25 protein-coding genes and 1 riboswitch are annotated in these 23,686 nt (G+C 54.9%); of the genes, 22 read left to right on the top strand and 3 right to left on the bottom strand.

Translation table 11 applies throughout. The annotated features are described in order from the left end of the window. Positions 1-30: 30 nt before the first annotated feature. From trxA to FPZ45_RS19505, 3 genes are all read left to right on the top strand, one after another. Positions 31-342, top strand: coding sequence for a thioredoxin (gene trxA / locus FPZ45_RS19515; RefSeq protein WP_144705595.1), 312 nt, complete (start codon positions 31-33; stop codon positions 340-342). Between the two features lie 382 nt (positions 343-724). Beyond that, the gene (locus FPZ45_RS19510; protein WP_144705593.1) at positions 725-1,300 is read left to right on the top strand and encodes a TetR/AcrR family transcriptional regulator; all 576 of its coding nucleotides are present in this window, start codon (positions 725-727) and stop codon (positions 1,298-1,300) included. An 83-nt stretch (positions 1,301-1,383) separates the two neighbouring features. Next, positions 1,384-3,408 (top strand): YhgE/Pip family protein, encoded by a 2,025-nt coding sequence (locus FPZ45_RS19505; protein ID WP_186438473.1) that lies wholly within the window; start codon positions 1,384-1,386, stop codon positions 3,406-3,408. Between the two features lie 955 nt (positions 3,409-4,363). On the opposite strand, the gene FPZ45_RS19500 is transcribed toward FPZ45_RS19505, so the two are convergent. After that, positions 4,364-5,074: a hypothetical protein gene (locus FPZ45_RS19500; protein WP_144705589.1), complete on the bottom strand. Its 711-nt coding sequence runs from the start codon at positions 5,072-5,074 to the stop codon at positions 4,364-4,366. 444 nt (positions 5,075-5,518) lie between these two features. On the opposite strand from FPZ45_RS19500, the gene FPZ45_RS19495 reads away from it, so the two are divergent. The 5 genes from FPZ45_RS19495 (at position 5,519) to prmC (ending at position 11,192) form a co-directional block, all read left to right on the top strand. Next, the gene (locus tag FPZ45_RS19495; RefSeq protein ID WP_144705587.1) at positions 5,519-6,397 is read left to right on the top strand and encodes a DUF6612 family protein; all 879 of its coding nucleotides are present in this window, start codon (positions 5,519-5,521) and stop codon (positions 6,395-6,397) included. A gap of 138 nt (positions 6,398-6,535) precedes the next feature. Further along, positions 6,536-7,636: a redox-regulated ATPase YchF gene (ychF, locus tag FPZ45_RS19490; protein ID WP_144705585.1), complete on the top strand. Its 1,101-nt coding sequence runs from the start codon at positions 6,536-6,538 to the stop codon at positions 7,634-7,636. A gap of 276 nt (positions 7,637-7,912) precedes the next feature. After that, a complete protein-coding gene (locus FPZ45_RS19485) occupies positions 7,913-9,037 on the top strand; it encodes a stalk domain-containing protein (RefSeq protein WP_144705583.1) in 1,125 nt (374 codons plus the stop codon). 175 nt (positions 9,038-9,212) lie between these two features. Then, positions 9,213-10,286: a peptide chain release factor 1 gene (prfA, locus tag FPZ45_RS19480; protein ID WP_144705666.1), complete on the top strand. Its 1,074-nt coding sequence runs from the start codon at positions 9,213-9,215 to the stop codon at positions 10,284-10,286. A gap of 15 nt (positions 10,287-10,301) precedes the next feature. Next, entirely contained in the window at positions 10,302-11,192 is an 891-nt protein-coding gene (gene prmC, locus FPZ45_RS19475) for a peptide chain release factor N(5)-glutamine methyltransferase (RefSeq protein ID WP_144705581.1), read from the top strand. Here prmC and FPZ45_RS19470 read toward each other — a convergent pair. After that, entirely contained in the window at positions 11,182-12,066 is an 885-nt protein-coding gene (locus FPZ45_RS19470; protein ID WP_246120513.1) for a LysR family transcriptional regulator, read from the bottom strand. The genes prmC and FPZ45_RS19470 overlap by 11 nt on opposite strands. A 142-nt stretch (positions 12,067-12,208) precedes the next feature. On the opposite strand from FPZ45_RS19470, the gene thrC reads away from it, so the two are divergent. From thrC to FPZ45_RS25805, 8 genes are all read left to right on the top strand, one after another. Continuing rightward, entirely contained in the window at positions 12,209-13,465 is a 1,257-nt protein-coding gene (gene thrC / locus FPZ45_RS19465) for a threonine synthase (RefSeq protein ID WP_144705579.1), read from the top strand. 115 nt (positions 13,466-13,580) lie between these two features. Continuing rightward, on the top strand, positions 13,581-14,249 hold the full coding sequence (locus tag FPZ45_RS19460; RefSeq protein WP_144705577.1) for a stage II sporulation protein R: 669 nt from the start codon (positions 13,581-13,583) through the stop codon (positions 14,247-14,249). A 73-nt stretch (positions 14,250-14,322) separates the two neighbouring features. Beyond that, positions 14,323-15,381: an L-threonylcarbamoyladenylate synthase gene (locus tag FPZ45_RS19455; protein WP_144705575.1), complete on the top strand. Its 1,059-nt coding sequence runs from the start codon at positions 14,323-14,325 to the stop codon at positions 15,379-15,381. A 222-nt stretch (positions 15,382-15,603) separates the two neighbouring features. Further along, entirely contained in the window at positions 15,604-16,164 is a 561-nt protein-coding gene (locus tag FPZ45_RS19450; protein ID WP_144705573.1) for a manganese efflux pump MntP, read from the top strand. A gap of 34 nt (positions 16,165-16,198) precedes the next feature. Continuing rightward, on the top strand, positions 16,199-16,780 hold the full coding sequence (locus FPZ45_RS19445) for a low molecular weight protein arginine phosphatase (protein ID WP_144705571.1): 582 nt from the start codon (positions 16,199-16,201) through the stop codon (positions 16,778-16,780). Between the two features lie 53 nt (positions 16,781-16,833). Then, a riboswitch (ZMP/ZTP riboswitch) is annotated at positions 16,834-16,916 on the top strand. A gap of 116 nt (positions 16,917-17,032) precedes the next feature. After that, entirely contained in the window at positions 17,033-17,611 is a 579-nt protein-coding gene (locus tag FPZ45_RS19440) for a TIGR01440 family protein (RefSeq protein ID WP_144705569.1), read from the top strand. A gap of 40 nt (positions 17,612-17,651) precedes the next feature. Further along, positions 17,652-18,899, top strand: a complete 1,248-nt coding sequence (locus FPZ45_RS19435; RefSeq protein WP_144705662.1) for a serine hydroxymethyltransferase — start codon at positions 17,652-17,654, stop codon at positions 18,897-18,899. Between the two features lie 415 nt (positions 18,900-19,314). After that, positions 19,315-19,443 (top strand): hypothetical protein, encoded by a 129-nt coding sequence (locus tag FPZ45_RS25805; protein ID WP_342780077.1) that lies wholly within the window; start codon positions 19,315-19,317, stop codon positions 19,441-19,443. Positions 19,444-19,507: 64 nt separating this feature from the next. Here the strand turns inward: FPZ45_RS25805 and FPZ45_RS25800 are convergent, their stop codons facing one another. Beyond that, positions 19,508-19,798 (bottom strand): LSm family protein, encoded by a 291-nt coding sequence (locus FPZ45_RS25800; RefSeq protein ID WP_246120512.1) that lies wholly within the window; start codon positions 19,796-19,798, stop codon positions 19,508-19,510. Between the two features lie 229 nt (positions 19,799-20,027). On the opposite strand from FPZ45_RS25800, the gene upp reads away from it, so the two are divergent. The 6 genes from upp to atpE all read left to right on the top strand — a co-directional run bounded on the left by upp (position 20,028) and on the right by atpE (position 23,679). After that, entirely contained in the window at positions 20,028-20,657 is a 630-nt protein-coding gene (upp, locus tag FPZ45_RS19420) for a uracil phosphoribosyltransferase (RefSeq protein ID WP_144705567.1), read from the top strand. A 33-nt stretch (positions 20,658-20,690) separates the two neighbouring features. Next, positions 20,691-21,812, top strand: a complete 1,122-nt coding sequence (wecB, locus tag FPZ45_RS19415) for a non-hydrolyzing UDP-N-acetylglucosamine 2-epimerase (protein WP_144705658.1) — start codon at positions 20,691-20,693, stop codon at positions 21,810-21,812. Positions 21,813-21,995: 183 nt separating this feature from the next. Next, the gene (locus FPZ45_RS19410) at positions 21,996-22,223 is read left to right on the top strand and encodes a hypothetical protein (RefSeq protein ID WP_144705565.1); all 228 of its coding nucleotides are present in this window, start codon (positions 21,996-21,998) and stop codon (positions 22,221-22,223) included. Then, a complete protein-coding gene (locus FPZ45_RS19405; protein WP_144705563.1) occupies positions 22,216-22,590 on the top strand; it encodes an ATP synthase subunit I in 375 nt (124 codons plus the stop codon). The genes FPZ45_RS19410 and FPZ45_RS19405 overlap by 8 nt, the downstream gene beginning before the upstream one ends. 24 nt (positions 22,591-22,614) lie before the next feature. After that, complete coding sequence (atpB, locus tag FPZ45_RS19400) at positions 22,615-23,379, top strand: F0F1 ATP synthase subunit A (RefSeq protein ID WP_144705561.1); 765 nt, start codon at positions 22,615-22,617, stop codon at positions 23,377-23,379. Positions 23,380-23,460: 81 nt separating this feature from the next. Then, positions 23,461-23,679: a F0F1 ATP synthase subunit C gene (atpE, locus tag FPZ45_RS19395; protein WP_144705559.1), complete on the top strand. Its 219-nt coding sequence runs from the start codon at positions 23,461-23,463 to the stop codon at positions 23,677-23,679. Positions 23,680-23,686 lie beyond the last annotated feature (7 nt).

Here is a 23,686-nt window from a genome sequence, read left to right as displayed (position 1 = left end):
ATCATTCACTGAGGATAGGAGAGATGCGTGATGGCAATTGCAATTACGAAGGACAATTTCAACGAGAGCGTAGCGCAAGGAGTTTCCTTGCTTGATTTCTGGGCGCCATGGTGCGGACCTTGCAAAATGCAGCTTCCGATCGTGGAGGAGCTTTCCGAAGAACTGAAAGGCACGGCGACGATCGCGAAAGTCAACGTCGACGAAGAGCCTGAGCTCGCTAGCCAATTCGGCGTCATGAGCATTCCTACGCTGATCCTGTTCAAGGACGGCCAACCGGTCGACAAGCTTGTCGGTCTGCAAAGCAAAGATTCCTTGAAAGCGAAAATCCAAAACCAACTGTAAGGTTGGAACGATAAGAACCGTATGTTTCCTTGAAATAAGGGGCTGCGGTTCTTTTTGTTATATGCTCTCGCTCTGGCTAACGGATGTCAGCGCCGCTATTTTATCGAAAACGGGGTTTTCCGGAACCTTACGGACACCAGCGTCCTTATTTGTCTGAAAAAGCATGAATTTGGCCGTTTTCGCGCGATTAACGGCTGTCAGGTCCGCTAGAGTTTCAGATGTCGGATAATGGGGCTGTTAGCGGCTGTGACGTCCGTTAGAATTTCAAATGGTATTAACCCCATTGCAAAACGAAAAAAACCGTGCTATTATTCAGTTCTGACTAATTGACCGAAAATGAAATACAGTCAGTTTTGGCGTTACGATGAAGGGGATGATTCGGATGGCGGTGGACCGAAGGAAGCTAATCGTGGAGGCAGCAGCTCAATCTTTCGCGCTGTTCGGCTACAAAGCAACGACGATGGATCAAGTCGCCAAGCTGGCGAACGTCGGGAAAGGCACGATCTATACTTTTTTCTCCAATAAGGAAGAGCTGTTCGACGAGATCATGAATCTTCTGATCCGGGAAATCAAACAAGTCGCAGACGCGGAATACGATGCGGATCGGACGTTCTTCGATAACTTGAACCGGATACTGCACCGGATACTCGATTTCCGGGAGAAACATCAACTCGCCGTGAAGCTGGCGCACGAAGTCAGGGATATGGGGACGCCTAAGGCGATCGAAGGGCTGAATAAGCTGGAAGAGGCAATTATAGGCTATATTCAGGCGAAAATCCAGATTGCGATCGACAAGCGCGAGTTAAAGCCGTGCGATCCGAAAATTACGGCGTTCGTCATGCTCAAGCTGTATTTGGCGTTAGCATCGGAGTGGCAGCATTCGCACGAGGCGTTAGCCAAAGAAAAAATAGCGGAACTGTTCAAGCTGTATCTTCTGGACGGACTGACGATGGCGTAAGCCGGGTGCGGAAATGTCCGCTTTTTTTGACATTAAATGACCAAATGAATAAAATAGTCAATTCGTTTGAGGGGTGTAACAGGATGAAAGGAATTAAACAATATTTCAAGGAAATGGCGGCCATCGGCCGCAATCCGAAACTGCTCATACCAGTGATCGGCATTCTGATGATCCCCATTATGTATAGCGGAATGTTCCTCGGCGCGTTCTGGGATCCGTACGGTCATATGGATAGCTTGCCGGTGGCGGTCGTGAATTCGGATAAGGGCACCGCGTATAAAGGCGAGACTATGCATATCGGGCAAGACTTCGTGGAGAAGCTTCAAGAAAACAAAACATTCGATTTCCGCTTCGTCGACAAGGATGAAGCTCAAGCCGGACTGAAGGACAATAAATATTACATGGCGATCGAGATTCCCGAGAATTTCTCGGCAAGCGCGGCGACGTTGACGTCCGATAAGCCTTCGCCGGCAGAAATCGTATTTATGCCGAACGAAAGTTCAAACTTCCTGGCTTCGCAGATCGGCAAAAACGCCGTCGAGAAAATGAAAACCGAGCTTGGCAAAGAAGTGACGAAAGCTTATACGCGGACGATGTTCGAGCAAATTCAGACACTCGCCGACGGATTGAGCCAAGCGAGCGACGGCGCGCATGAAATTGCCTCGGGAACGGACAGCGCTAAGGACGGCGCTATGAAGATCGAACAGAATCTGAACAAGCTCGCTTCCGGCTCCGTGACGTTAAAGAACGGAATCACCAAGCTTGTATCGGGAAGCGCGGATCTCGAGAAAGGAACCGCGGATTTGCGGCTAGGCGGGCATTCGCTCGCCGACGGCCTTGCGAAGCTGAACGATGCGAACGGCCAACTCACGAGCGGAGCCGTCCAATCCAAGCAAGGCGCTTCCGATCTTGCGAATGGGCTCGCGAAATCGGCCTCCGGGGCAGATAAGCTGGATACCGGAGCCCAAGCCGTCGCGAACGGATTGGAGCAATATGCGAAGGCCCATCCCGAGCTTGCAGAAGATGCCGGCTTGCAGCAGTTAATCGCGGCGAGCAAAGAAGTCGCGACTGGCACTGCTGCCGCCAAGCAAGGCCAAGAGCAGCTTGCAGCAGGAGCAAACCGGCTGAGCGAGGGTACGAGCCAACTGGCAGAGGGACTTCAGCAGTTCGGGGCGCAGCTGCAATCGGCGGGCGAAGGAGGAACCGCTTTGGCGAAAGGCGCCGATAAGCTCTACGGCGGGGCAACCCAACTGCGAGCAGGATTGGGCGAATTATCACAAGGGGTGAACCAATTCGTCGACGGTTCGAGCCAACTCGGCCAAGGTGCGAAGCAAATGACGGACGGATTGGTGAAGCTGACTGACGGAACCGGAGAATTGTCGGGCAAATTATCCGAGGCCGCAGAGAAAACTTCCGGCATCAATGGCGGCGATTCGGTCGTCGATATGTTCTCGGATCCCGTACAGCTCGATGTAGTGAAGTCCAATGAAGTGCCAAACTACGGTACGGGGTTCGCTCCTTATTTTGTGTCGATGAGCTTTTTCGTCGGGGCGTTGCTTCTGACCGTCGTTTATACGGTGAAAGAACCTCTCAACCGACCGGAGAACGGCTGGAGCTGGTTTCTGGGCAAGCTGATGACGATGGCGACGATCGGTCTGGGGCAGGCGCTTATCGCCGATGTGGTCTTGCTGTACGGTGTAGGATTAAAGGTGCAGAGTGTTCCGTTCTTCTTCCTGTTTAGCATCGTGACGAGTTTGACTTTTATGGCCATCATTCAGTTTTTGGTCGCATCCATGCAAAATCCGGGAAGGTTTATCGCGATCATTCTTCTGATCTTCCAATTGACGAGCTCGGGAGGCACTTTCCCGCTCGAAATGATTCCGGGATGGCTGCAGAAAGTAAGCGAATGGCTGCCGATGACCCACTCTATCGCGGGGTTCCGGGCCGTCATCTCCAGCGGGGATTATTCGCTCATGTGGCATAACGCATGGCTCATGCTGATTTATTTCGCGGCTTTCGCTTTATGCTCGCTAGTCTACTTCTCGGCGGCATACCGCAAACATTACCGCAAACCGAACGGCGGCGCGAACGCTGTTACGGCTTCATAAACCATTGAGAACGATATGAAAAATGGTGGCGCTGAGGGTTACTATCCCAGCTCCACCATTTTGCGTTTATGCTAGCCCAGGGGATAGCTCGAAATAATCGAACAACTCACGTTGCTTGTGGTCAAAACCTGGGAGTAGCTCGAAAAAATCGAACAACTCACGTTGCATGGGGCTAAACTGTGGGAGTAGCTCGAAATAATCGAACAACTCACGATGCTTGTGGTCAAAACCTGGGAGTAGCTCGAAATAATCGAACAACTCACATTGCATGGGGCTAAACCGTGGGAATAGCTCGAAACAATCGAACAACTCGCGTTTGCAGGGGGCTAAACCGTGGGAATAGCTCGAAACAATCGAACAACTCACGTTGCATTGGGTTAAACCGTGAGAGTTGCTCGAAATAATCGAACAACTCGCGCCCCATCGGGCCAAACCGTGGGAGTAGCTCGAAATAATCGAACAACTCACGTTGCTTGGGACCAAACCGTGGGAGTAGCTCGAAACAATCGAACAACTCTTGTTGCATGGGGCTAAACCGTGGGAGTAGCTCGAAATAATCGAACAACTCACGTTGCTTGTGGTCAAAACCTGGGAGTAGCTCGAAATAATCGAACAACTCACGATGCTTGTGGTCAAAACCTGGGAGTAGCTCGAAATAATCGAACAACTCGCGTTGCTTGGGGTCAAACCGTGGGAGTAGCTCGAAATTATCGAACAACTCACATTGCATGGGGCTAAACCGTGGGAATAGCTCGAAACAATCGAACAACTCACGTTGCATTGGGTTAAACCGTGAGAGTTGCTCGAAATTATCGAACAACTCACGTTGCATGGGGCTAGACCGTGGGAGTAGCTCGAAATAATCGAACAATTCGCGCCCCATCGGGCCAAACCCTGTAAAAAGAGGGACTGACCAAAGTGATTCATCACTAGGTCAGCCCCTCTTTTCAATCCATTATATTGTCCATTGACCGTGCATAATTCCGGTTAGGCGCCAATCGTCGCCTTCCGGATCGAAGACAAGAATAAGGCTCTGCCAGTCCATGCCGCCCAGATCCTTATCGGAGCCCGGAAAATAATACTCCACGTATGAAGCGTTCGGGTAGGCGTCGGTAACGTTAAACTCGGTGTTCCCCTTTCCGAGCAGCTTGTTCACGCTGATATTGGGAGCATCCGCAAAATCCTTATTGTAAACGAACTTCTCGTAATAATCCCGGAAAGAAAGCTCGATCGGATCGCCGCTGCCGTCGTTCGTTCCCCAAACCTGCTTGGTCGCGTCTTTAAAACTTGGAAGCGTGTCAGGGGTGAATACGAGATCGGTATCCTTATTCACATGGGAGTAAGGTGAGAATCTGAGGCCCAGTTTAGGATCGATGAACGGGACGAGCGAGTTCAAATCCCGTTCCCGCAAATATTCGACGACTTCCTGCGCGGTTTCTTTTAATTGGGTTTCTTTGGCGCTAAGCTGTTCGCTCGGTGCCTCCGCTCCGCCAGACGTATGAGTTGCTTCGCCGCCTTCGCCGACCGTAGGCACAATGTCTGGGGAACCGGCGGAAGGTAATGTATTTGGAACATCGGATGCTCCGGTCGTATTGGATTTGGCTCCGCAGCCAGCCAATAAGACAGCGAGAAGAACCGCAGCCAGCAGCGGGTACATTCTGCGCATGATCTATTCCTCCTTGCAGTTAAGTATTTAGTTAGACGCAAAAGTGGCCGAGATGTTCCGGTGGAAAATGATGTGTGTTCCAACTTTATCATGCGTGATCCTTAAATGGGTAAGCTAGCGGGGAGGAGCGCTGGCAGAACAGCCCGATTTCGTCGCTCCCTCATGAGGGGGGAAATGCGAACGAGAATCGGGCCGTGTGGGCAATCGTTGCCGAGGGGTGAAAGGGTTAGTCGGTCTTTTTGTTGGCGGATGGCGCGGGTGCGACGGACTTGGTATTCTCCAATACGTCGTTGACGAAGGCCATGTCTTGATTTTCGGCATTCATTTTCGTCGTGCCCTTATAGTTGCCTTTGTGAGATTTGTTTTCCAGGGATGCTCCCTCCTCTCTTCGTCGTCATTGTGCGCATTCCCACTCGGCGTTATCCGCAAGGAGGTCCGTAAAAAGTGAGATTGAAAAGTGGTTTGTTTCGTTATCGGAGGGCGCGGGTTGGCTTGGCCTGGCTCTTGGTCGCGATCCTGGTGGCGGCCTGTTCCACAAAGCAACCGGAAGCTTCGCCTTCCCCAAGCGCGACGGGGACGGTTAATGAAAGCTTGGCCGAAGATTGGCTCATTATGGCCCAAAATGCCGCCCGCGAGATGGGGAAATTCGCTTTCGAGCTGCAAATGAACCAAAAGCTAGGCGAGGAAGGAAAAGAAGGCCGCTCCGACGTTCGTGTCGACATGCAGGGCCGCGTGGAGAGAAACCCGCTCAAATTGGATCAAACGATCCGTAGCGTTATCGATAAAGAACAATCGACGGTTCGTTCCATCGTGACCCCGGAGGCTTATTATATGTACTTGCCCGAATATGAGGAGTGGAGCAAGCTGTCCAAGGCATCCGCCGCGGAGAACGTGGCGACGCTCTCCGATTTCCAAGTCAGACCCGAACTGGCGGTGCAGCGAATCCAACAGCTCGGGCGATCGTTAACCGCCGAAAGCAACGGTTCGCTGGTCACGGTGAGATACGACGGAAACGGTCCCGAAGCATCGGCGTTCGCGGCTGGTCTACTGAGAAGCACGCTCGGGATCACCGATCCCGAAGCGGATGTCGCGGAACGGGTGAAAATAGGGAAAATGTCGGTGATCTTCACGATGGATGCGGAGAAACACTGGCCGCTCTCTTATCGCATCGAGACGGATCTGAAGATCGAGCTGAACAAGGGGGAGCAGACTCCGATCTCCCAGACGGTGGCCGGCACGTATAGCAAACCTAACGCCACGGCTTCCATCGTCGTGCCGAAGGAAGCGTTAAACGCTCCCGACCCCGACGAAATCGGCCAATAACTGAACTTAAAAGAGTGCGCCCATGTGGACGCGGACTCCCAGTTCCGTTATAATGGCGTGAGAATTGAACAGCTTGACGGTACGTCCCTAACGCCGGGTGGCTGAGGGCGGCCGCAAGGAGTCAGGAGTGTTAGATCAATGGCATTGTCTTGCGGAATCGTCGGCCTTCCGAACGTAGGGAAGTCGACCTTGTTTAATGCAATTACACAAGCCGGAGCTGAAATGGCGAACTACCCGTTCTGCACCATCGACCCGAACGTCGGCGTCGTCGAAGTGCCGGACGCGCGGATGGAGAAGTTGGCAGAGATCGTGAACCCAAATCGGATCGTTCCGACCGCCTTCGAGTTTGTCGATATCGCGGGCTTGGTCAAGGGCGCTAGCCGTGGAGAAGGTCTGGGCAACAAGTTTCTGGCCAACATCCGCGAAGTGGACGCGATCGTACATGTCGTACGTTGTTTCCAGGACGAGAACATCACTCACGTCTCCGGCAAGATCGACCCGATCAACGATATCGAGGTGATCAACTTGGAGCTGATCTTGACGGACATCGAGTCGGTCGAGAAGCGGATGGAGCGCACGCGCAAAGGACTGAAAAGCGGAGACAAGAAAGTCGCCGAGGAGCTTGAGGTATTAGAGCGCCTTCACGCGACCCTTACGGCTGAGAAGCCTGCGAGAAGCTTGGAATTGACCGCCGAGGAAAGCCGCCTCGTTCGCGACATGCACCTGCTTACGATGAAGCCGGTGCTTTATGCGACGAACGTGGGCGAGAGCGATGCGGCCAATGCCGACGGCAACGAGTACGTTCAGAGAGTGCGCGAGTACGCGGCGGCGGAAGGCTCCGAAGTCGTGCATATCAGCGCGAAGGTAGAGTCCGAGATTGCGGAGCTTGAAGGCGAGGACAAAGAGATGTTCCTGCAGGAGCTCGGCCTGACCGAGTCGGGGCTTAATCGTCTGATTCGCGCTTCGTACAAGCTGCTTGGATTGTTTACTTATTTTACGGCGGGCGTTCAGGAAGTGCGCGCATGGACGATTCGTCAAGGAACGAAAGCGCCTCAGGCTGCGGGTGTCATCCACACCGACTTCGAACGGGGGTTTATCCGTGCCGAGGTCGTCTCTTACGAGGATCTGGCCGCCAACGGCTCGATGAAAGCAGCCAAGGAAAAAGGCCTCGTTCGTCTAGAAGGCAAAGAATACGTCGTTGCAGACGGAGATGTCATGCATTTCTTGTTTAACGTGTAAAATATCGAAAAGAGAAGCAACTTAGCGGAGGGGAGACCCCTGTTAAGTTGCTTTTTTTATCAATCAGAAAGTATAAGTTTTGCAAGTCCTTTTTACCTATCTGATTGCTCGATACAAACGTATACCGCCGTCAAAGGACGGCGAAGCAGGTTTACTTGGCGTAAGTTAACTTTTTCTAATGTAACCTTTACCAACCCCAACGCGTCAGTGAGGATGAAAGCCATATCGGCAGCATCTGCCAACTGACTATCAGGTACGACCCGAAAGGAGAATCTCATGATGCAGAAGAAAAAGTTATTGGTCGCGGCGACCGCCATCGGATTGCTCGGCACGAGCGCGGCGGTGGGAGCGAGCGGTTTGGTGAGCAAGGTAACCGGAGAGTATCATAAAGACGTCGTCGTCACGGTGAACGGAACGGAAACGGAGCTGCACCCAGTTTATATTAACGGCAAAGCTTACTTGCCGGCCCGGGATGCGGCGGCGGAACTCGGATATACACTGAATTGGAATTCAAAAGGTAAGGAAATCTCGATCAAATCGAAAGAAGAGCAGGCTGTGGAATACGCGAGAATGTTAGGCGTTATCGTCGACGTGAGTCCTGGTATGGAAAAAGGCAGCTACCGCGTTGAATTGCTTGGAAACGGTGACCAAAGATGGATCATTCTAGGCGTCGACAAGGACACTGAGTTGACCGACGAGAGCGGCAAAGCGATAGCCGCGTCGGATCTGAAGGCGGGCGCGCGGGTCATGGCGGAATTCGGACCGATCATCGCGATGAGCTTCCCCGGCCAATCCCAAGCGCATAAGATCGTTGTCCAATCTCAGGCGCTGACGCAAGACGACGTCATTCAATCGGTAGAGAAAACCGATGACGGCTGGCAAGTGAAGCTCGGAGAAACGAAGGACGGGAATGCGGCAACGACGATCGTGCTGAATGCGGGCAAAGAAACGAGCGTCATGACTTCCCAAGGAGAGCCGGTCGCGTTCGCGAACTTGAAGGCTGGCGACCGGGTGCGCGCTTATTACGGACCGATGATGACGAAGAGCCTTCCTCCGCAAAGCCCGCTGCACTACTTGATCGTGCTGTCGGCTAAAGATCAGCTTGCGCCGGCAACGGTCGAAGAGTACCGCGATCTGGCTTGGAAGCACGTGCCGGAGGAACAGAAGTCGCATCTGACGACGGCGAAGGAAAACGCGCAAGTGTCCGAGATCGACTCCCAGGTTGCCGGCCTCCTGACGGAGACGGATGCCCAGAAGAAAAAGTTCGAAGAGATCAAAGCCGCTAACGGCAAGCTGATCGCAGTGCTGTACGATTCCGACCAGAATGCGCTGATCGGACCTCTACAGCTCGCGTTCGATCCGGACACGAAGCAGTTCCTGGGGTTTTTCCCGCGCAGATAGGATCATAACGTTCCATCCGAAGGCGATTCCCGTACGAGGGAGTCGCTTTTTTGTCGTCCGCGAGGCCGAAAATATTGCCATTCCGCCCGGTTCGCATCGATTCCGCACGAATCGGCTTTCGTGTGGTATACTACAGAAAAACGATAATGTTGATAGGCTACGGGGGATGAGAACAGTGTTAGACCGTCTGCAAATATTGGCGGATCGATATGAGAAGCTTAACGAATTGCTAAGCGATCCAGACGTGGTGAACGACTCCGCGCGGTTGAGAACCTACGCGAAGGAGCAGGCCGGGCTGGAGGAAGCTTACCGCGCTTACGAAGAATACAAGCAAGTGCTGTCGCAATTACAAGACGCGAAAGCGATGCAGGAAGATAAATTGGACGACGAAATGCGGGAAATGGTAAAGCTCGAGATCGAAGAACTCGAGACGAGACGCACGGAACTCGAGGAGAAGGTTCGCGTCCTGCTGCTGCCCAAAGATCCGAACGACGGTAAAGATATTATCGTGGAGATTCGCGGAGCGGCCGGCGGGGAAGAGGCGAACCTCTTCGCGGCGGAGCTGTACCGGATGTATTCGAAGTTTGCGGATAGTCATGGCTGGCGTACGGAAGTGCTCGAGTCGAGCGTGAGCGATCTGGGCGGGTTCAAGGAAGTGATCTTCACGGTCAGCGGCGCGGAAGCCTATCGCATGATGAAGTACGAAAGCGGAGCCCACCGCGTGCAGCGGGTTCCCGAGACGGAATCGGGCGGCCGGATCCATACGTCGACGTCGACCGTCGTCGTCATGCCGGAAGCCGAGGAAGTGGATCTCGTTATCCTCGACAAGGATATTCGCGTCGACACGTTCTGTTCCAGCGGCGCCGGCGGCCAATCCGTCAACACGACGAAATCCGCGGTTCGCGTAACGCACGTGCCTACGGGCATCGTCGCGACGTGTCAGGACGGCAAATCGCAGAACGACAATAAGGACAAAGCGCTGCAGGTGCTGCGGACGCGGATTATGGATGTGAAACGCCAGGAAGAGGAAGCGAAGTATTCCGGAGAGCGTCGGGAGAAGATCGGAACGGGCGACCGGAGCGAGCGGATCCGCACGTACAATTTTCCGCAGAGCCGGGTGACGGACCATCGCATCGGGTTAACGCTGCATCGTCTGGAGTATGTGCTGAACGGCGACATGGAAGAGATCGTTCAAGCGTTGACGCTCGCGGAGCAAGCGGAAATTCTCGAGCGCGAGCAAATGAGGTAAGGGAGTGGGCTTGGCGTGAACTTGGAACGTAAGCCTGAAACCCTGACGCTAGGGGAAGCCTGGCGGCGAGGGTCGGAACAATTGCGGCAAGCCGGAGTTGAAGAAGCGAACGCGGACGCGGAGCTTCTTCTTCTTTATTTGCTCGGAGTTGGCAAGGCGGAATTGTTGCGGGACTGGCGGGAAATTTTACCGGCCGGGAAAATGGAGGATTGGGAAGCGCTATTGAAGCGAAGGGCGACTGGACTTCCCGTCCAATACGTGATCGGGGAGCAGCATTTTTACGGGCGCGTGTTTGCGGTGTCTGAAGATGTACTCATTCCGCGCCCTGAAACAGAGCTGCTGGCGGAAGCGGTGCTGCGGATCGGGGACGAGCTCTGGCCGGATGAAGCGCCGCGGGTGCTCGACGTCGGCACGGGGAGCGGCATCCTTGCCGTGACGTTGGCAGCTGAACGACCGTTTTGGCGGGTGACCGCCTCCGACCTGTCCCCGGACGCGCTTCGCATGGCGGAGCGGAACGCGGGGCGGCATGGCGTCGTGGATCGGATCTCCTTCGTTCAGGGGGATCTGCTGACTCCGTTTGTCGAGAACGGCGAGGCCTGTATCGATATTCTGGTGTCCAACCCCCCGTACATTCCTTCGGCGGATATTCCCGGCTTGCAGCGGGAAGTTCGCGACCATGAACCTCATCTGGCCTTGGATGGCGGAGAAGATGGCTTGAATCCTTATCGGATCATGGCGTCACAACTGTCCCGACTCGCGCGACTGCCTCGTCTCGTCGCCTGGGAAGTGGGGGCCGGACAAGCCGAGGACGTCGCGGATTTGCTTCGGACGGCCGCGGACTGGCGGGAAATCCGATTCGTCAAGGATTACGCGGGTATCGACCGGCATGTACTGGCTATGAAATAGATGACATGAATTCCAGGAACCTCTGCGCGTGCGTCGGCAGAGGTTCCTTTCTTGTATATAGCCCAATCGGATTCACAACGTGGACGTCTTGGACGTAAATCCGCTTAAGAACGCCCCTTTCGATCCCCTCGCGAGCTTCGAGCGCGGACAGAAAGGCGATGCCATACCCGTCGGCGACGACGCGGATCAGTTCGTTGTACCCGTTCATCTCTAGGCCGATGCCGGGCTCGGGCAGTCGCCTGGTGCGGCATAAGGCAAGCAATTGTTCGCGGGAGTAGCTGCCTTCCTCGCGAAATGCGAACGGCTCCCGCACGACCTCCCGAAGCGACGTCTCCCGGCCCGCAAGCGGATGATCGGGATGGGCGACGAACCACATTTCGTCCTCCTGCCACGGCGACCGTTCCAACAGCGGATGATCTTGCTGACTGCCCCCGATAAAGGCGATATCCGCTTCGTACCGCAACAACAGATCGAAGACCGCAGATGAGCCGTTAGTGACGAAACGAACGTCCGCTTGCGGATGTTCGCGCTTGAAGCGAGCGATCCATCGCGGCAGCAGGAAGTTGGCCGGCAAATAGGTGGCCGCGATCTTGAGCGTCCCTGCATGGCCGAGTCTGTATTGCTCCAACGTGCCTTCGATCTCGCGTTCCAGCGCGAACAGCCTACCCGCATCGAGAGCCAGCCGAACGCCGGCATCGGTCAGGAAAACGCCTCTCCCGTGTGGGGATAGCAGACGCAATCCGATTTCCCTTTCCAGCTTCTTGATCTGGGAAGTGACGGCGGGCTGGCTGATGTTCAATTCCTGCGCCGCTTTCGTGACGCTTCCGAGCTCGGCCGTGCGATGGAACAATCTGAGTGCGTGAAGGTTCAGCATGCGAATCGAGGCCCCTTTTTCGGAGATATAAGAATCAGTTATGATAACCAAATTATAATATATTAGATTTATGAATGGTTCTCCCTTATCCTAACTGCAAGAGAGGCTCGAATCAACTTTAATGGGAGAGGACGGGATCGGAATGAAGATCGTATGTTACGAATGCGGCAAGGAGCAGAAGGACGGAAACTTCGTTTACCGGTGTTCTTGCGGAGGGCTGCTCGAGGTCATCCATGATTTTACGGGGCTGGATGCGGAGAAATTGAAGCGGCTGTTCGCGCAACGGCTGTCCGAGAGGATGAGCGTATACGCAAGCGGGGTATGGAGCTACAAGGAACTGATTCATCCGGAGTTGGCCGAGAGCGACATCGTAACCAAATATGAAGGGAATACGGGGCTGTATCGTTCGGAGCAGATCCGGAGTGCGCTAGGCATTCGGGAACTTTGGCTGAAAGCGCAAAGCGAGAACCCGAGCGGCTCGTTCAAGGACAACGGGATGACGGTCGCGATCTCGCACGGGCGCGCCTTGGGATTCGAACGTTTTACTTGTACCTCGACCGGGAACACGTCTTCATCTCTAGCCATGTACGCCGCATTGGCGGAAAAAGAAGCGATCGCGCTCGTGCCCCGGAAACAGATATCGCTCAACAAAGTGCTTCAGACGCTCGCCTACGGGGCGAAGGTGATCGGTTTCGACGGCACTTACGATGACGGAATCCGATTCTATGAGAGGTACGGACGGGAACTTGGGGTGTATATCTGCAACTCGATTAATCCGTTTCGGATCGAGGGACAGAAGAGCATCGTCTACGAGATGGCTCAGAGCTTGAACTGGGAACTGCCCGACTGGATTGTCATTCCGGGCGGGGCACTCAGCAACGTGACCGCGCTGGGCAAAGGGCTGCAGGATATGCTGGAGCTCGGTTTTATTCGGCGGATGCCGAAGGTGGCCGTGGTTCAGGCGGAAGGGGCAAGTCCTTTTCATATGATGATGTCGCAAGGAAAGCGGAACCTGGAGCCGGTGGAGCGTCCGTCGACGATCGCTTCGGCAATGAACATCGGCAATCCGCCGAGCTGGAGCAAAGCGCGGGATTTCCTGTCTCGGACCGGGGGCGAGACTTGCTCCGTGACGGATGAAGAAATCATGGAAGCGAAGGCGCTCGTCGACCGAAGCGGGATCGGCTGCGAGCCGGCGTCGGCGGCGACGGTCGCGGGCGTGTGGAAGCTGATCGCGGAGAAGAAGATCGGCGCGGAAGAAAGCGTGGCGTGCATCCTGACGGGAAATCTATTAAAGGATACGGATGTGTTGCGAGAGTATTTGCTTAAGGACGGTAGGGCCCAAATGCTCGCGGCCGATCTGACGGTTGAATCGTTGGAGCGGCTCATTCGGGGATCGTGATCGGGTTAATTTAAATAGAGTAGGTTTATAGAGTTGCAGATCCGGACATAATGATGGCTAAGACGTTCCGGAACGCATAGCGCTGCACCGACGGGTGCGATAAGGAGCGGGAACTATGCGTAAGAGCCATCATTTTTTTTATTTTTCGATTAAAGCAATTGTCGGCATGATTGTAATCGGTTTGGTCGTATCCGCGTTTATCGGCAAATTCGCCTCGGCGAGCTCCGGCAAGCTGATTCCCGATGACGCCATTCGCATTCGCATTCTCGCGAACTCCGACGCTAAGGCGGATCAAGCCATTAAAAATAAAGTGCGCGGGGCTGTCGCCGCATATATCGAATCTTGGGGAGCGATGCCGTCGACGCATGATGAGGCGTTTGATTTGATCGAGGGCCATCTGCCCGAGATCGGGCGGCTCGTTAATGACGAGCTCGATCGCCTAGGGGCTTCGTATGGGGGCAAAGTAGAGCTTGCGAAAGTGCCATTCCCGGAAAAAGAGTTCGATAGCGAGTCCTATTCGGCGGGAGACTACGAGGCGCTGCGGATTACTTTGGGCAAAGGGGCGGGAGCTAATTGGTGGTGCGTGTTGTTCCCGCCGCTGTGCTTGACGGCGGCTGTGGCCAAGGACGACAAGCCCGCGGTTGCGGGGGCGACGCAAAACAAAGCCCAAACAGGGGTTAAGCAAGCATCTGCCGGCACAGCCGGCGAAGAGCCGAAAGCGAAGTTTTTCTTGGTCGAACTCTTTCAGAAGCTGTTCGCGTTCCTTCGTTCCTTATTCTCTTGAGCGTTGCGCGCTGTGCTATAATAGCGGAAAAAGACTTAGCATGGCATGGCAGCCGATAAGGAATGAATAGACGATGAAAACGAAATACTGGTCTGCGGAACAGACGCAGCTCGGAATAGAAGAAGCCGCCGCGGCGCTCGCCGCAGGCGGCGTTATTGCATTCCCTACGGAGACCGTGTACGGGCTCGGCGGGGACGCGAGAAGCACGGAGGCGGTGAAGCGGATTTTCGAGGCCAAGGGACGTCCTTCGGACAATCCACTGATCGTGCATCTGGCGCGAAGCGAGGACGTTGGCGAGCTTGCGACGGAAGTGAGCGAGATCGAGAAGGCGCTGATGGACGCCTTCTGGCCGGGGCCTTTGACGTTGGTGCTGCCCGTGCGGGCAGGCGCCGTATCGCCTTTGGTGACGGCCGGGCTGGATACCGTCGCGGTCCGGGTTCCCGAGCATGAGTTGGCGCGGGAATTGATCGGGCGGTCGGGCTGTCCGGTCGCGGCGCCGAGCGCCAACCGTTCGGGCCGCCCGAGCCCGACGCAGGCGCGGCATGTGCTGGAGGATCTGGACGGCCGTATCGACGGGGTGCTTGATGGAGGAGCGACCGGCGTAGGCTTGGAATCGACCGTCGTTCGGGTGTTGGACGGCCGGATTCATATTCTGAGGCCGGGCGGCGTGACGAAAGAGCAATTGCTGGAGGCGGTCGGCGGAACGGCGGACATCGCGTCGTCGAAGGTGCCGGAGAACGAGCGGGGGAACGAGCAAGCGCCCCGGTCGCCGGGGGTCAAGTACGCGCATTACGCGCCGAAGGGCGAAATGCTGATCGTGACGGGCGTGCCGGACAAGCTGCCGGCCGTCGTGCAGGCGAAAGCGGACGAAGCGGCCGGCGAAGGTCGCCGCGTCGCCGTGCTGTGCTGCTCGGAGCACGTTGACCGCTATAAGGCGGTAGCGGTGTTCGACTGCGGCCCGAGGCGTGCTCCCGAGCAGGCGGCGCACTCGCTGTACGCGTTCCTTCGTGAATGCGATGAACGCGGACTCGATTATATCGTCGCCGAGGGATACCCCGAGGACGGCATCGGCGCCGCGCTGATGAACCGGCTGCGCAAAGCGGCCGCCGGCAGGGAGATTAGCGCAGGCTGATTCTCTCCCGGCACGGCTGGTATGCGAATGAAGGCCAATAAAGTGCTCTGAGCGAACGAAGGCCAATAAAGTACCTTGGCCTACGCATGTTGCTTGCTCCCGCGCCGCGGACCGTTTTCCACCCCCATCCCTTTGCATGTTCGTTTACTTGTCCGCATATGTTGGTTAGAGGACAAGGCAGCTGCGTTGCAGCGCGGGCGACGCGCGGGGGAGGGGCAAGCGATGTTTGACATAACGGCGGAGATCGGGCAAATGCTGACTATACTCATTATGGCCGTCGCGCTGGGGATGGACGCGTTCTCTCTCGGAATCGGAATCGGCCTGAAAGGCATTCGATTGTTGGATATCCTGAAGTTGAGTGCGTTGATTAGCATTTTCCACGTTCTGATGCCTCTGGGCGGAATGTATACAGGACAATACGTCAGCACTCTGTTGGGAGGAATCGCGACGACCGCAGCGGGAGCATTGCTGCTTCTCCTGGGAGGCCATATGGTGTACAGCGCCATCCGCGGGGAGGCAGTTGAATCCATTAACCATCGCACGATCTGGGGGATGCTCGTTTTTTCTTTTAGCGTAAGCATCGATTCATTCTCCGTAGGGGTATCGCTGGGAATGTTCTCCTCGAGCGTGCTGATGACGGTACTCGTGTTCGGAATGCTCGGCGGATTGATGAGCGTGCTCGGGTTAATGATAGGAAGAAGCGCGAGCCGGTCGCTGGGAGGATATGGAGAGGCGTTAGGCGGTGTCATTTTATTCGCTTTTGGTCTATTATTTCTAATATAAGCATTTTACCGACAACATCTACGGGGGTGAGAACATGAATCGGGTCTTAATCGTATGCACCGGCAACACATGCCGCAGTCCTATGGCCGAAGCGATCCTTAAGGATTTAGCCGAACGAAGCGGGAAGCGGCTGGACATTCGTTCCGCCGGCGTTGCCGCCTCGAACGGGATGCCGATATCACCCAACGCGGCCGAGACGCTAAGGAGGCGTAAGCTGACTCCGCCGGGCCCGGCCGCGATGCTGAATGCGGAAGAGGTGCTCTGGGCGAACGTCATTCTTACGATGACTGCGGGGCACAAGCGGGCGATTCTGGAGAGGTATCCTGAGGCGTTATCCAAAACCTACACGCTGAAGGAGTACGCTCTGCGCGGCGATCCGGTCATGGACGACGTCGCGGAGATCGAGAGATTGTATTCCGAATGGCAGGTCAAGCAAGCGCTCGGTCAATCTCTGACCGATGGGGAGCGTTCGCGCCTGCTCGAACTGGAGCGGAGAATTCCGAATTTCGATATCGCGGATCCTTTCGGGGGACCACTGCCGTTATACGAGCAGTGCGCCGACGAGATCGAGGATATTTTGTTGACGCTCGTGGATAAATTGGATTCGGATACGTAAGATCGGTGATTGATTTTTCCGCGGACCTTCGGTATGATAAAGCTACAACTTCAAGATTCCGATGTAACTGGCGACGACAAGTGGAGCATACCACGGTGGAGCATCGGAATGACGGCCGGTCGCCTGGGCGAAGAGCAGCGTGCGTAAGCACGTTTGCTCTTTTTTGTCTTTTATTCGATTGAGCCGCGATGATTCAGGTATAATACCTTTATTATGTCGTCTCATGGAAAAGACTCGCGAGGAGGTTGGAGAATGGATACGGAAACCCGGTCGATAACCGATCAAGTCGAAGTTTTGTTGAATGAATTGGTGCAATCGGGCGGTGTGCGTTCGGGCCAGATCGTCGTGATGGGTGTCAGCACGAGCGAAGTTCGCGGCAAGCGAATCGGTACGTCGGGCGCAGAGGACGTAGCTGAACAGATCTACGCCGGCGTCGAACGGGTGCGAGAGCAAGCCGGTTTCCATGCGGTATGGCAATGCTGCGAACATCTGAACCGCGCGCTCGTGACCGAACGCGACTTGGCCGAGGCCCAGGGATGGACCGAAGTATCGGCGGTTCCCATTCCGAAAGCCGGAGGCTCGATGGCCTCTTGCGCTTATCGCCGTATGAAAGATCCCTGCCTGGTCGAAGCCGTTCAGGTTCATGCCGGGGTCGACATTGGCGAGACGATGATTGGCATGCATCTTCGTCCCGTGGCCATCCCGTTAAGGCCGACTATCCGTATGATCGGGCAAGCTAGGGCAAACCTAGCGACGACCCGACCCAAGCTGATCGGAGGCGCCCGCGCCGTATACGTTCGGGAAGACCGATCTGCAGAATCTTGTGATTAATGAAACAACCATTATAAACTCTTGGGAGGCAATGACTATGTTGGAGAATTTGCGCAAGCAGGATCCTGAAATCGTCAAAGCATTGAATTTGGAGTTGAAACGCCAACGTGACAACGTCGAACTGATCGCATCCGAAAATATCGTAAGCGAAGCCGTGCTGGAAACGATGGGTACGGTGCTCACGAACAAATACGCTGAAGGTTACCCGGGCAAACGCTACTACGGCGGCTGCGAGTACGTAGACATCCCGGAACAGATCGCCCGCGAACGCGCGTTGGAATTGTTCGGAGCCGAGCATGCCAACGTGCAGCCGCACTCCGGCGCTCAGGCGAATCTTGCTGTCTACCTAGCGGTCCTGAAACCAGGCGACACGGTTCTGGGTATGAACTTGGCGCACGGCGGACACCTTACGCACGGCAATCCGGCTAACGCGTCCGGCTTGCTCTATAACTTCGTCGCATACGGCGTGGACGACCAAACGTTCACGATCGATTACGAAGAGCTGCGCAAGGCGGCATTCAAGCACCGTCCGCGCTTGATCGTGGCGGGCGCTTCCGCTTATCCGCGTACGATCGATTTCGAAAAAATAGGCAAAATCGCGAACGACGTAGGCGCATTGTTCATGGTCGATATGGCGCATATCGCTGGTCTTGTTGCCGGCGGCGAGCATCCGAGCCCGGTACCGCATGCACACTTCGTCACGACGACGACGCACAAGACGCTCCGTGGTCCTCGCGGCGGCTTGATCCTTTGCCGCAAAGCTTGGGCGGCGGCGATCGATAAAGCCGTATTCCCGGGCACGCAAGGCGGTCCGCTCATGCACATCATCGCGGCGAAAGCGGTAGCCTTCGGAGAGGCGCTCCAGCCTTCTTTTAAAGAATACGCCCGCAACGTCGTTATTAATGCGAAAACTCTCGCAGAGGCGCTGGTCGCCGAAGGGTTGAATATCGTATCCGGAGGCACGGACAACCACCTGATGCTGATCGACACCCGCAATCTGGGCATCACGGGCAAAGAAGCCGAGCATGTGCTCGACTCCGTTGCGATTACGGTTAACAAGAACGCGATTCCGTTCGATCCGACGAGCCCGTTCATCACGAGCGGCATCCGGATCGGTACGCCTGCGGTCACGACGCGCGGCATGGGACCGGAAGCGATGAAAACAATCGCCCGCGTGATCGCCTTGACGCTCAAAAATACGAAGGACGAAGCCACGCTTGAGAAAGCGCGCGGCATGGTCGCGGAACTGACGGCCCAATACCCGCTATATCCGAATCTGGAATATTAATCTCCCATTTTCGCAACCGGGAGAGACGAACCTTAAGCCGGCTTGTCCGGCTTAAGGTTTTTTAAACATATCAGAGTATAAAATAACTGCCCTATTTTAGAAATTTGTTAGGGTAAGAACATGGATAATAATCGCTATAGGAGCGTACCAGCCACTTTTTGATCGATTCCCGGCTGAATAGTGATGAAAAACATCGTACTTTCGCCTCGAGGGGCGCTGGTGGGGAGCAAGTATGATGAAAAACATCGCTAATAGGAGCGTACCAGCCACTTTTTGATCGATTCCCGGCTGAATAGTGATGAAAAACATCATACTTTCGCCTCGAGGGGCGCTGGTGGGGAGCAAGTATGATGAAAAACATCGCTAATAGGAGCGTGCCAGCCACTATTTGTGAACTTCGCGGCGTGCTGGAGGAATGGGAACACCGGCGGAGCACGAGGCGGCGGCTTTCGCGATTCGGGTATCGTCGCTTGCTGTGACGAGATTCGGGGCGCAAGAAGGGATGCCGACGCTGAAGGAAGTCCGCAGTACGAACGCGAATTAACAGTTCCCCATGAATTGGCAATAAAACGAGGCCGGTCAAGGTTCGCTTAACCGGCCTAGCTTTTCTAAATGAGCAGTGTAATGACAAGCAGTTCGTACAGCACCAGAGTAAGGATGGCGCCAGAGGCGTAGGGGCCGAAAAATCGGGTGTCGCCGGTCATGAGGTGCAGGTAGGTGTTATCCGATCCGACAACGACGCCTTCGTACGTATGGCCGTCTACCGTCTCTACGCGGACTCTGCGGTTCATGCACTGCCCGGATACGCCGGCGAGCTTCTGGCGGGTTCTGCGAATCTGATCGGACCATTGACTATCCGCTTTATACAACGGGCTGTTGGCGGTGGAGCGTGAGGGCATGGGCATTCCTCCTAGGGATATCCTGGTTCATGTTATGCCGATGCCCAGCAAAAGGTGAAGCGTTTCGCGCGGCCGCTCTCGAAAAATTCGACGAATTTCGGGCAGGTTGAAAGGATGTTATGCACCTGTTCGGAGACAATGATATAATGTACGGGCAAGCTACATAGGAAGACGACCGATAACCGCCGAATACGGCCGTGTCGGTAGTTAAAGAAAGGGAAGAAACATAATGGGACGACTCGTCATATGCGATCATCCGTTGATCCAACACAAAATCACGATCATTCGCGACAAAATGACAAATACGAAGCAATTCCGGGAGCTAGTAGACGAAGTGGCCATGTTGATGGCTTATGAATTAACGAGGGACGTGCCGCTGTCCACCGTTCGGGTGGAGACGCCGGTTCAGGTGGCAGAAGGCAAGGTCATCGCCGGAAGAATGATGGGGCTTATACCGATTCTGCGTGCAGGACTCGGCATGGTAGACGGCGTTCTGAAGATCATACCGTCGGCCAAAGTCGGCCATATCGGTCTGTATCGGGATCACGAAACGCTGCAGCCCGTAGAATATTATTGCAGCCTGCCTTCCGATGTCACGGAACGGGAACTGATTGTGATCGATCCGATGCTCGCGACCGGAGGCTCCGCTATCGCGGCTATCGATATGCTGAAATCGCGGGGTTGCCGCCCGACCAAACTGATGTGCCTGATCGCGGCTCCGGAAGGGGTTAAAGCCGTTCAGGAGAAACATCCCGACATCGACATCTATCTGGCTGCACTCGACGAGAAGCTGAACGAGCAAGGATACATCGTTCCAGGTTTGGGAGACGCCGGCGACCGGTTGTACGGAACGAAGTAAGGGGGGATTTACGTGAGCGGCAAGATCAAAGTAATGACCGTATTCGGCGTTCGGCCGGAAGCGATCAAGATGGCTCCGCTGATTCTGGAGCTCCAGAAGTATCCGGACCAGATCGAACCGATCGTATGCGTGACCGCGCAGCACCGCCAGATGTTGGACCAAGTGCTGGAGGTGTTCGGGATCAAGCCCGATTACGATCTGGACGTCATGCAGGCCAGCCAGACGCTAAACGACGTTTCCATCCGCGTTCTTCAGGGATTGGAACCGGTGCTTAAAGAAGCGAAACCGGATATCGTTCTGGTTCATGGAGACACGTTAACGACGTTCCTTGCCAGTTACGCCTCTTTCTTGCAACAGATTCAGGTCGGTCACGTCGAAGCGGGCCTGCGTACGTGGAACAAGCTGAATCCGTATCCGGAAGAGATGAACCGGCAGTTGACTGGCGTTCTTGCTGACGTGCATTTTGCGCCGACCGATTGGTCCGCGAACAATCTACGCAAAGAAAACAAGAACGAAGACACGATCTACATCACGGGCAATACGGCGACCGACGTTTTCCAGTACACGGTCAAAGCGGATTACACCCATCCGGTCCTGGACTGGGCTTCGGGCAAGAGACTGGTTCTGATGACGGCGCACCGCCGGGAATCGCTGGGAGAACCGCATCGGCAAATCTTCCATGCGGTTAGAAGGATCGCCGACGAGTTCGAGGATGTCGCGATCGTCTATCCGGTGCATCCGAATCCGGCCGTACTCAAACCGGCGCGGGCCATTCTCGGAGACCACCCCCGCATCAAATTGATCGATCCTTTGGACGTTGTCGAAATGAACAACTTCTATCCGCACACTCATCTGATTCTAAGCGATTCTGGCGGAATTCAAGAGGAAGCTCCTTCATTTGGCGTGCCGACACTGGTGCTGCGGGACACGACGGAGCGCCCGGAGGGCATCGAGGCGGGGACGCTGGAGCTCGTAGGGACGGGCGAAGAGAACGTCTACGAGCGGACTCGCGCCCTGCTGACGGACGAAGCGCTGTACGCCAAGATGAGCGAGGCAGCAAATCCATACGGCGACGGGCGGGCGTCGAAGCGGATCGCGGAAGCCATTTTGCATCATTTTGGACGCGGTGAGCGTCCTGAGGCTTTTCGCCCGTAGAACCGACATTTTTTTTGAGTGCCGGTCTGTACAGTGTACAGTTCAACTGTATGGTTATGTCTGCCAAAAAACCGCGTAGTTATAAGGTTTCTTTTCTTTTTGTTCACATAATTTTTGAATTTCTTCGAATTGACAAACCTTCTTTGACTTAGATAAAATGTATGAAGGTCGACAGAGGTACACATGATGATAAAGAAGGACAATGAGGACAACCCATGGCGCGCGTTGGCCTTCGTCGGAGCGCTAGGCTTCGAAGTAGGCGCTTGCACGATAATGGGTTACTTGATTGGCGGTTGGATCGGCCCGACCTCTTCCGGATGGAAGATGGCGGGCGTTTTCATGGGTCTGGGTATCGGGCTCCTGATCGCGATCCTGCTCGTCAAGAGGGCTCTGGAGAACAAAGATGGATGAAATATTAACGAAATCGACTCGGGCGGCGTTTTGGTTCCTCGCGATAAGCCTGATGGTTTGGGCGGTGTGGCCGGAGTGGAGGATTTATTCCGCAGGCGTTGTCCTCGGCGTGTCGGCCAGCTTGGTAAACGCTTTTTTGCTGCGAAAGAGAGTCGCCTGGATCGGAACCCTGTCCAAGGATAATCCGAATCCGCCGCGCAAAGTCGGTCTGGGACTGGCGAGCCGTCTGGCTGTGGTTTTGTTGGCCGCGATGCTGGCTCACCGTTATCCCGATCTTTTTCATCTGCCTTCTGTCTTGTACTCTTGTTTCTTTATGCCTGTCGTTTCATTGTTCTTTGCTATTCTACGCAACAGACGTACATTCTGACGGAAAGGAGGGGGAAACAACAGCATGCATGAATTTCCCGTGCTAGAGGTCGGAGGACTGCACATCGAAATTTCGACTTTTCTGGCGATTACCGTCTCCGCTATCATTACTTTCTTGTTAGCGAGACTGGCAGTGCGCAACTTGTCTGTAGAAAACCCATCCAAACTGCAGAATTTCATGGAATGGGTCGTCGAGTTCGTTCAGAACACGATCGCCAGCACGATGCCGCTTCGCCGCGTCAAGCCGTTCGTGGCGCTAGGATTGACCCTGATCATGTTCATCTTTATATCCAATCTTCTCGGACTGCCGTTCGGGATCGTAACCGAGACCCACAGCGTCAATGCGGCGCTCGGCGTCACGCAGGAATTATTGAATGAGCACGGGGGCGCAGTCGAGCTCGCGTGGTGGAAATCGCCTACGGCGGATATTAATGTGACGGCGGGATTGGCGGTAATCGTGTTCGTAGTGGTTCATTTCCTCGGTCTCAAGCTGAATCGCAAGCATTATATCAAGCACTATTTTCAGCCGTACTGGTTCTTCGCACCTCTCAACTTGATTGAGACGATCGCAAAACCGCTAACGCTGGCTTTGCGGCTTTACGCGAATATCTTCGCGGGCGAGGTCCTGATCGCCACGATCTTGATGCTTGGCATTGCGGGAACGCCGTTCATGATCGTTTGGCAGGGCTTCAGTATTTTCGTAGGCGCGATCCAAGCGTTCCTGTTCACGATCCTGACGATGGTTTATATCTCGCAGGCGGCGATCCACGACGAAAACGAGCAGCACTGACTCCGCGAACCGGCTTCGCAAGAGGGCGGCCGCGGATGGAAGGATAATTAATCAAACCCATTTTGAGGAGGATTTTCACAGATGGATTACAATGTATTGGCAGCAGCAATCGCAGTAGGTTTGGGCGCTATCGGCGCCGGCGTAGGTAACGGTCTGATCGTAAGCAAGACGGTTGAAGGTATCGCTCGTCAACCGGAAGCCGCAAGTAAATTGCAAACAACGATGTTCATCGGCGTAGGTATCGTCGAAGTTGTTCCGATCATCGGCGTTGTTATCGGCTTCTTGGCATTCTTCAGCTAATTGCATA

It is taken from the genome of Cohnella terricola, from assembly GCF_007786475.1.
Lineage (GTDB): Bacteria > Bacillota > Bacilli > Paenibacillales > Paenibacillaceae > Cohnella > Cohnella terricola.
This window is presented reverse-complemented; position numbering and strand designations above follow the sequence as displayed.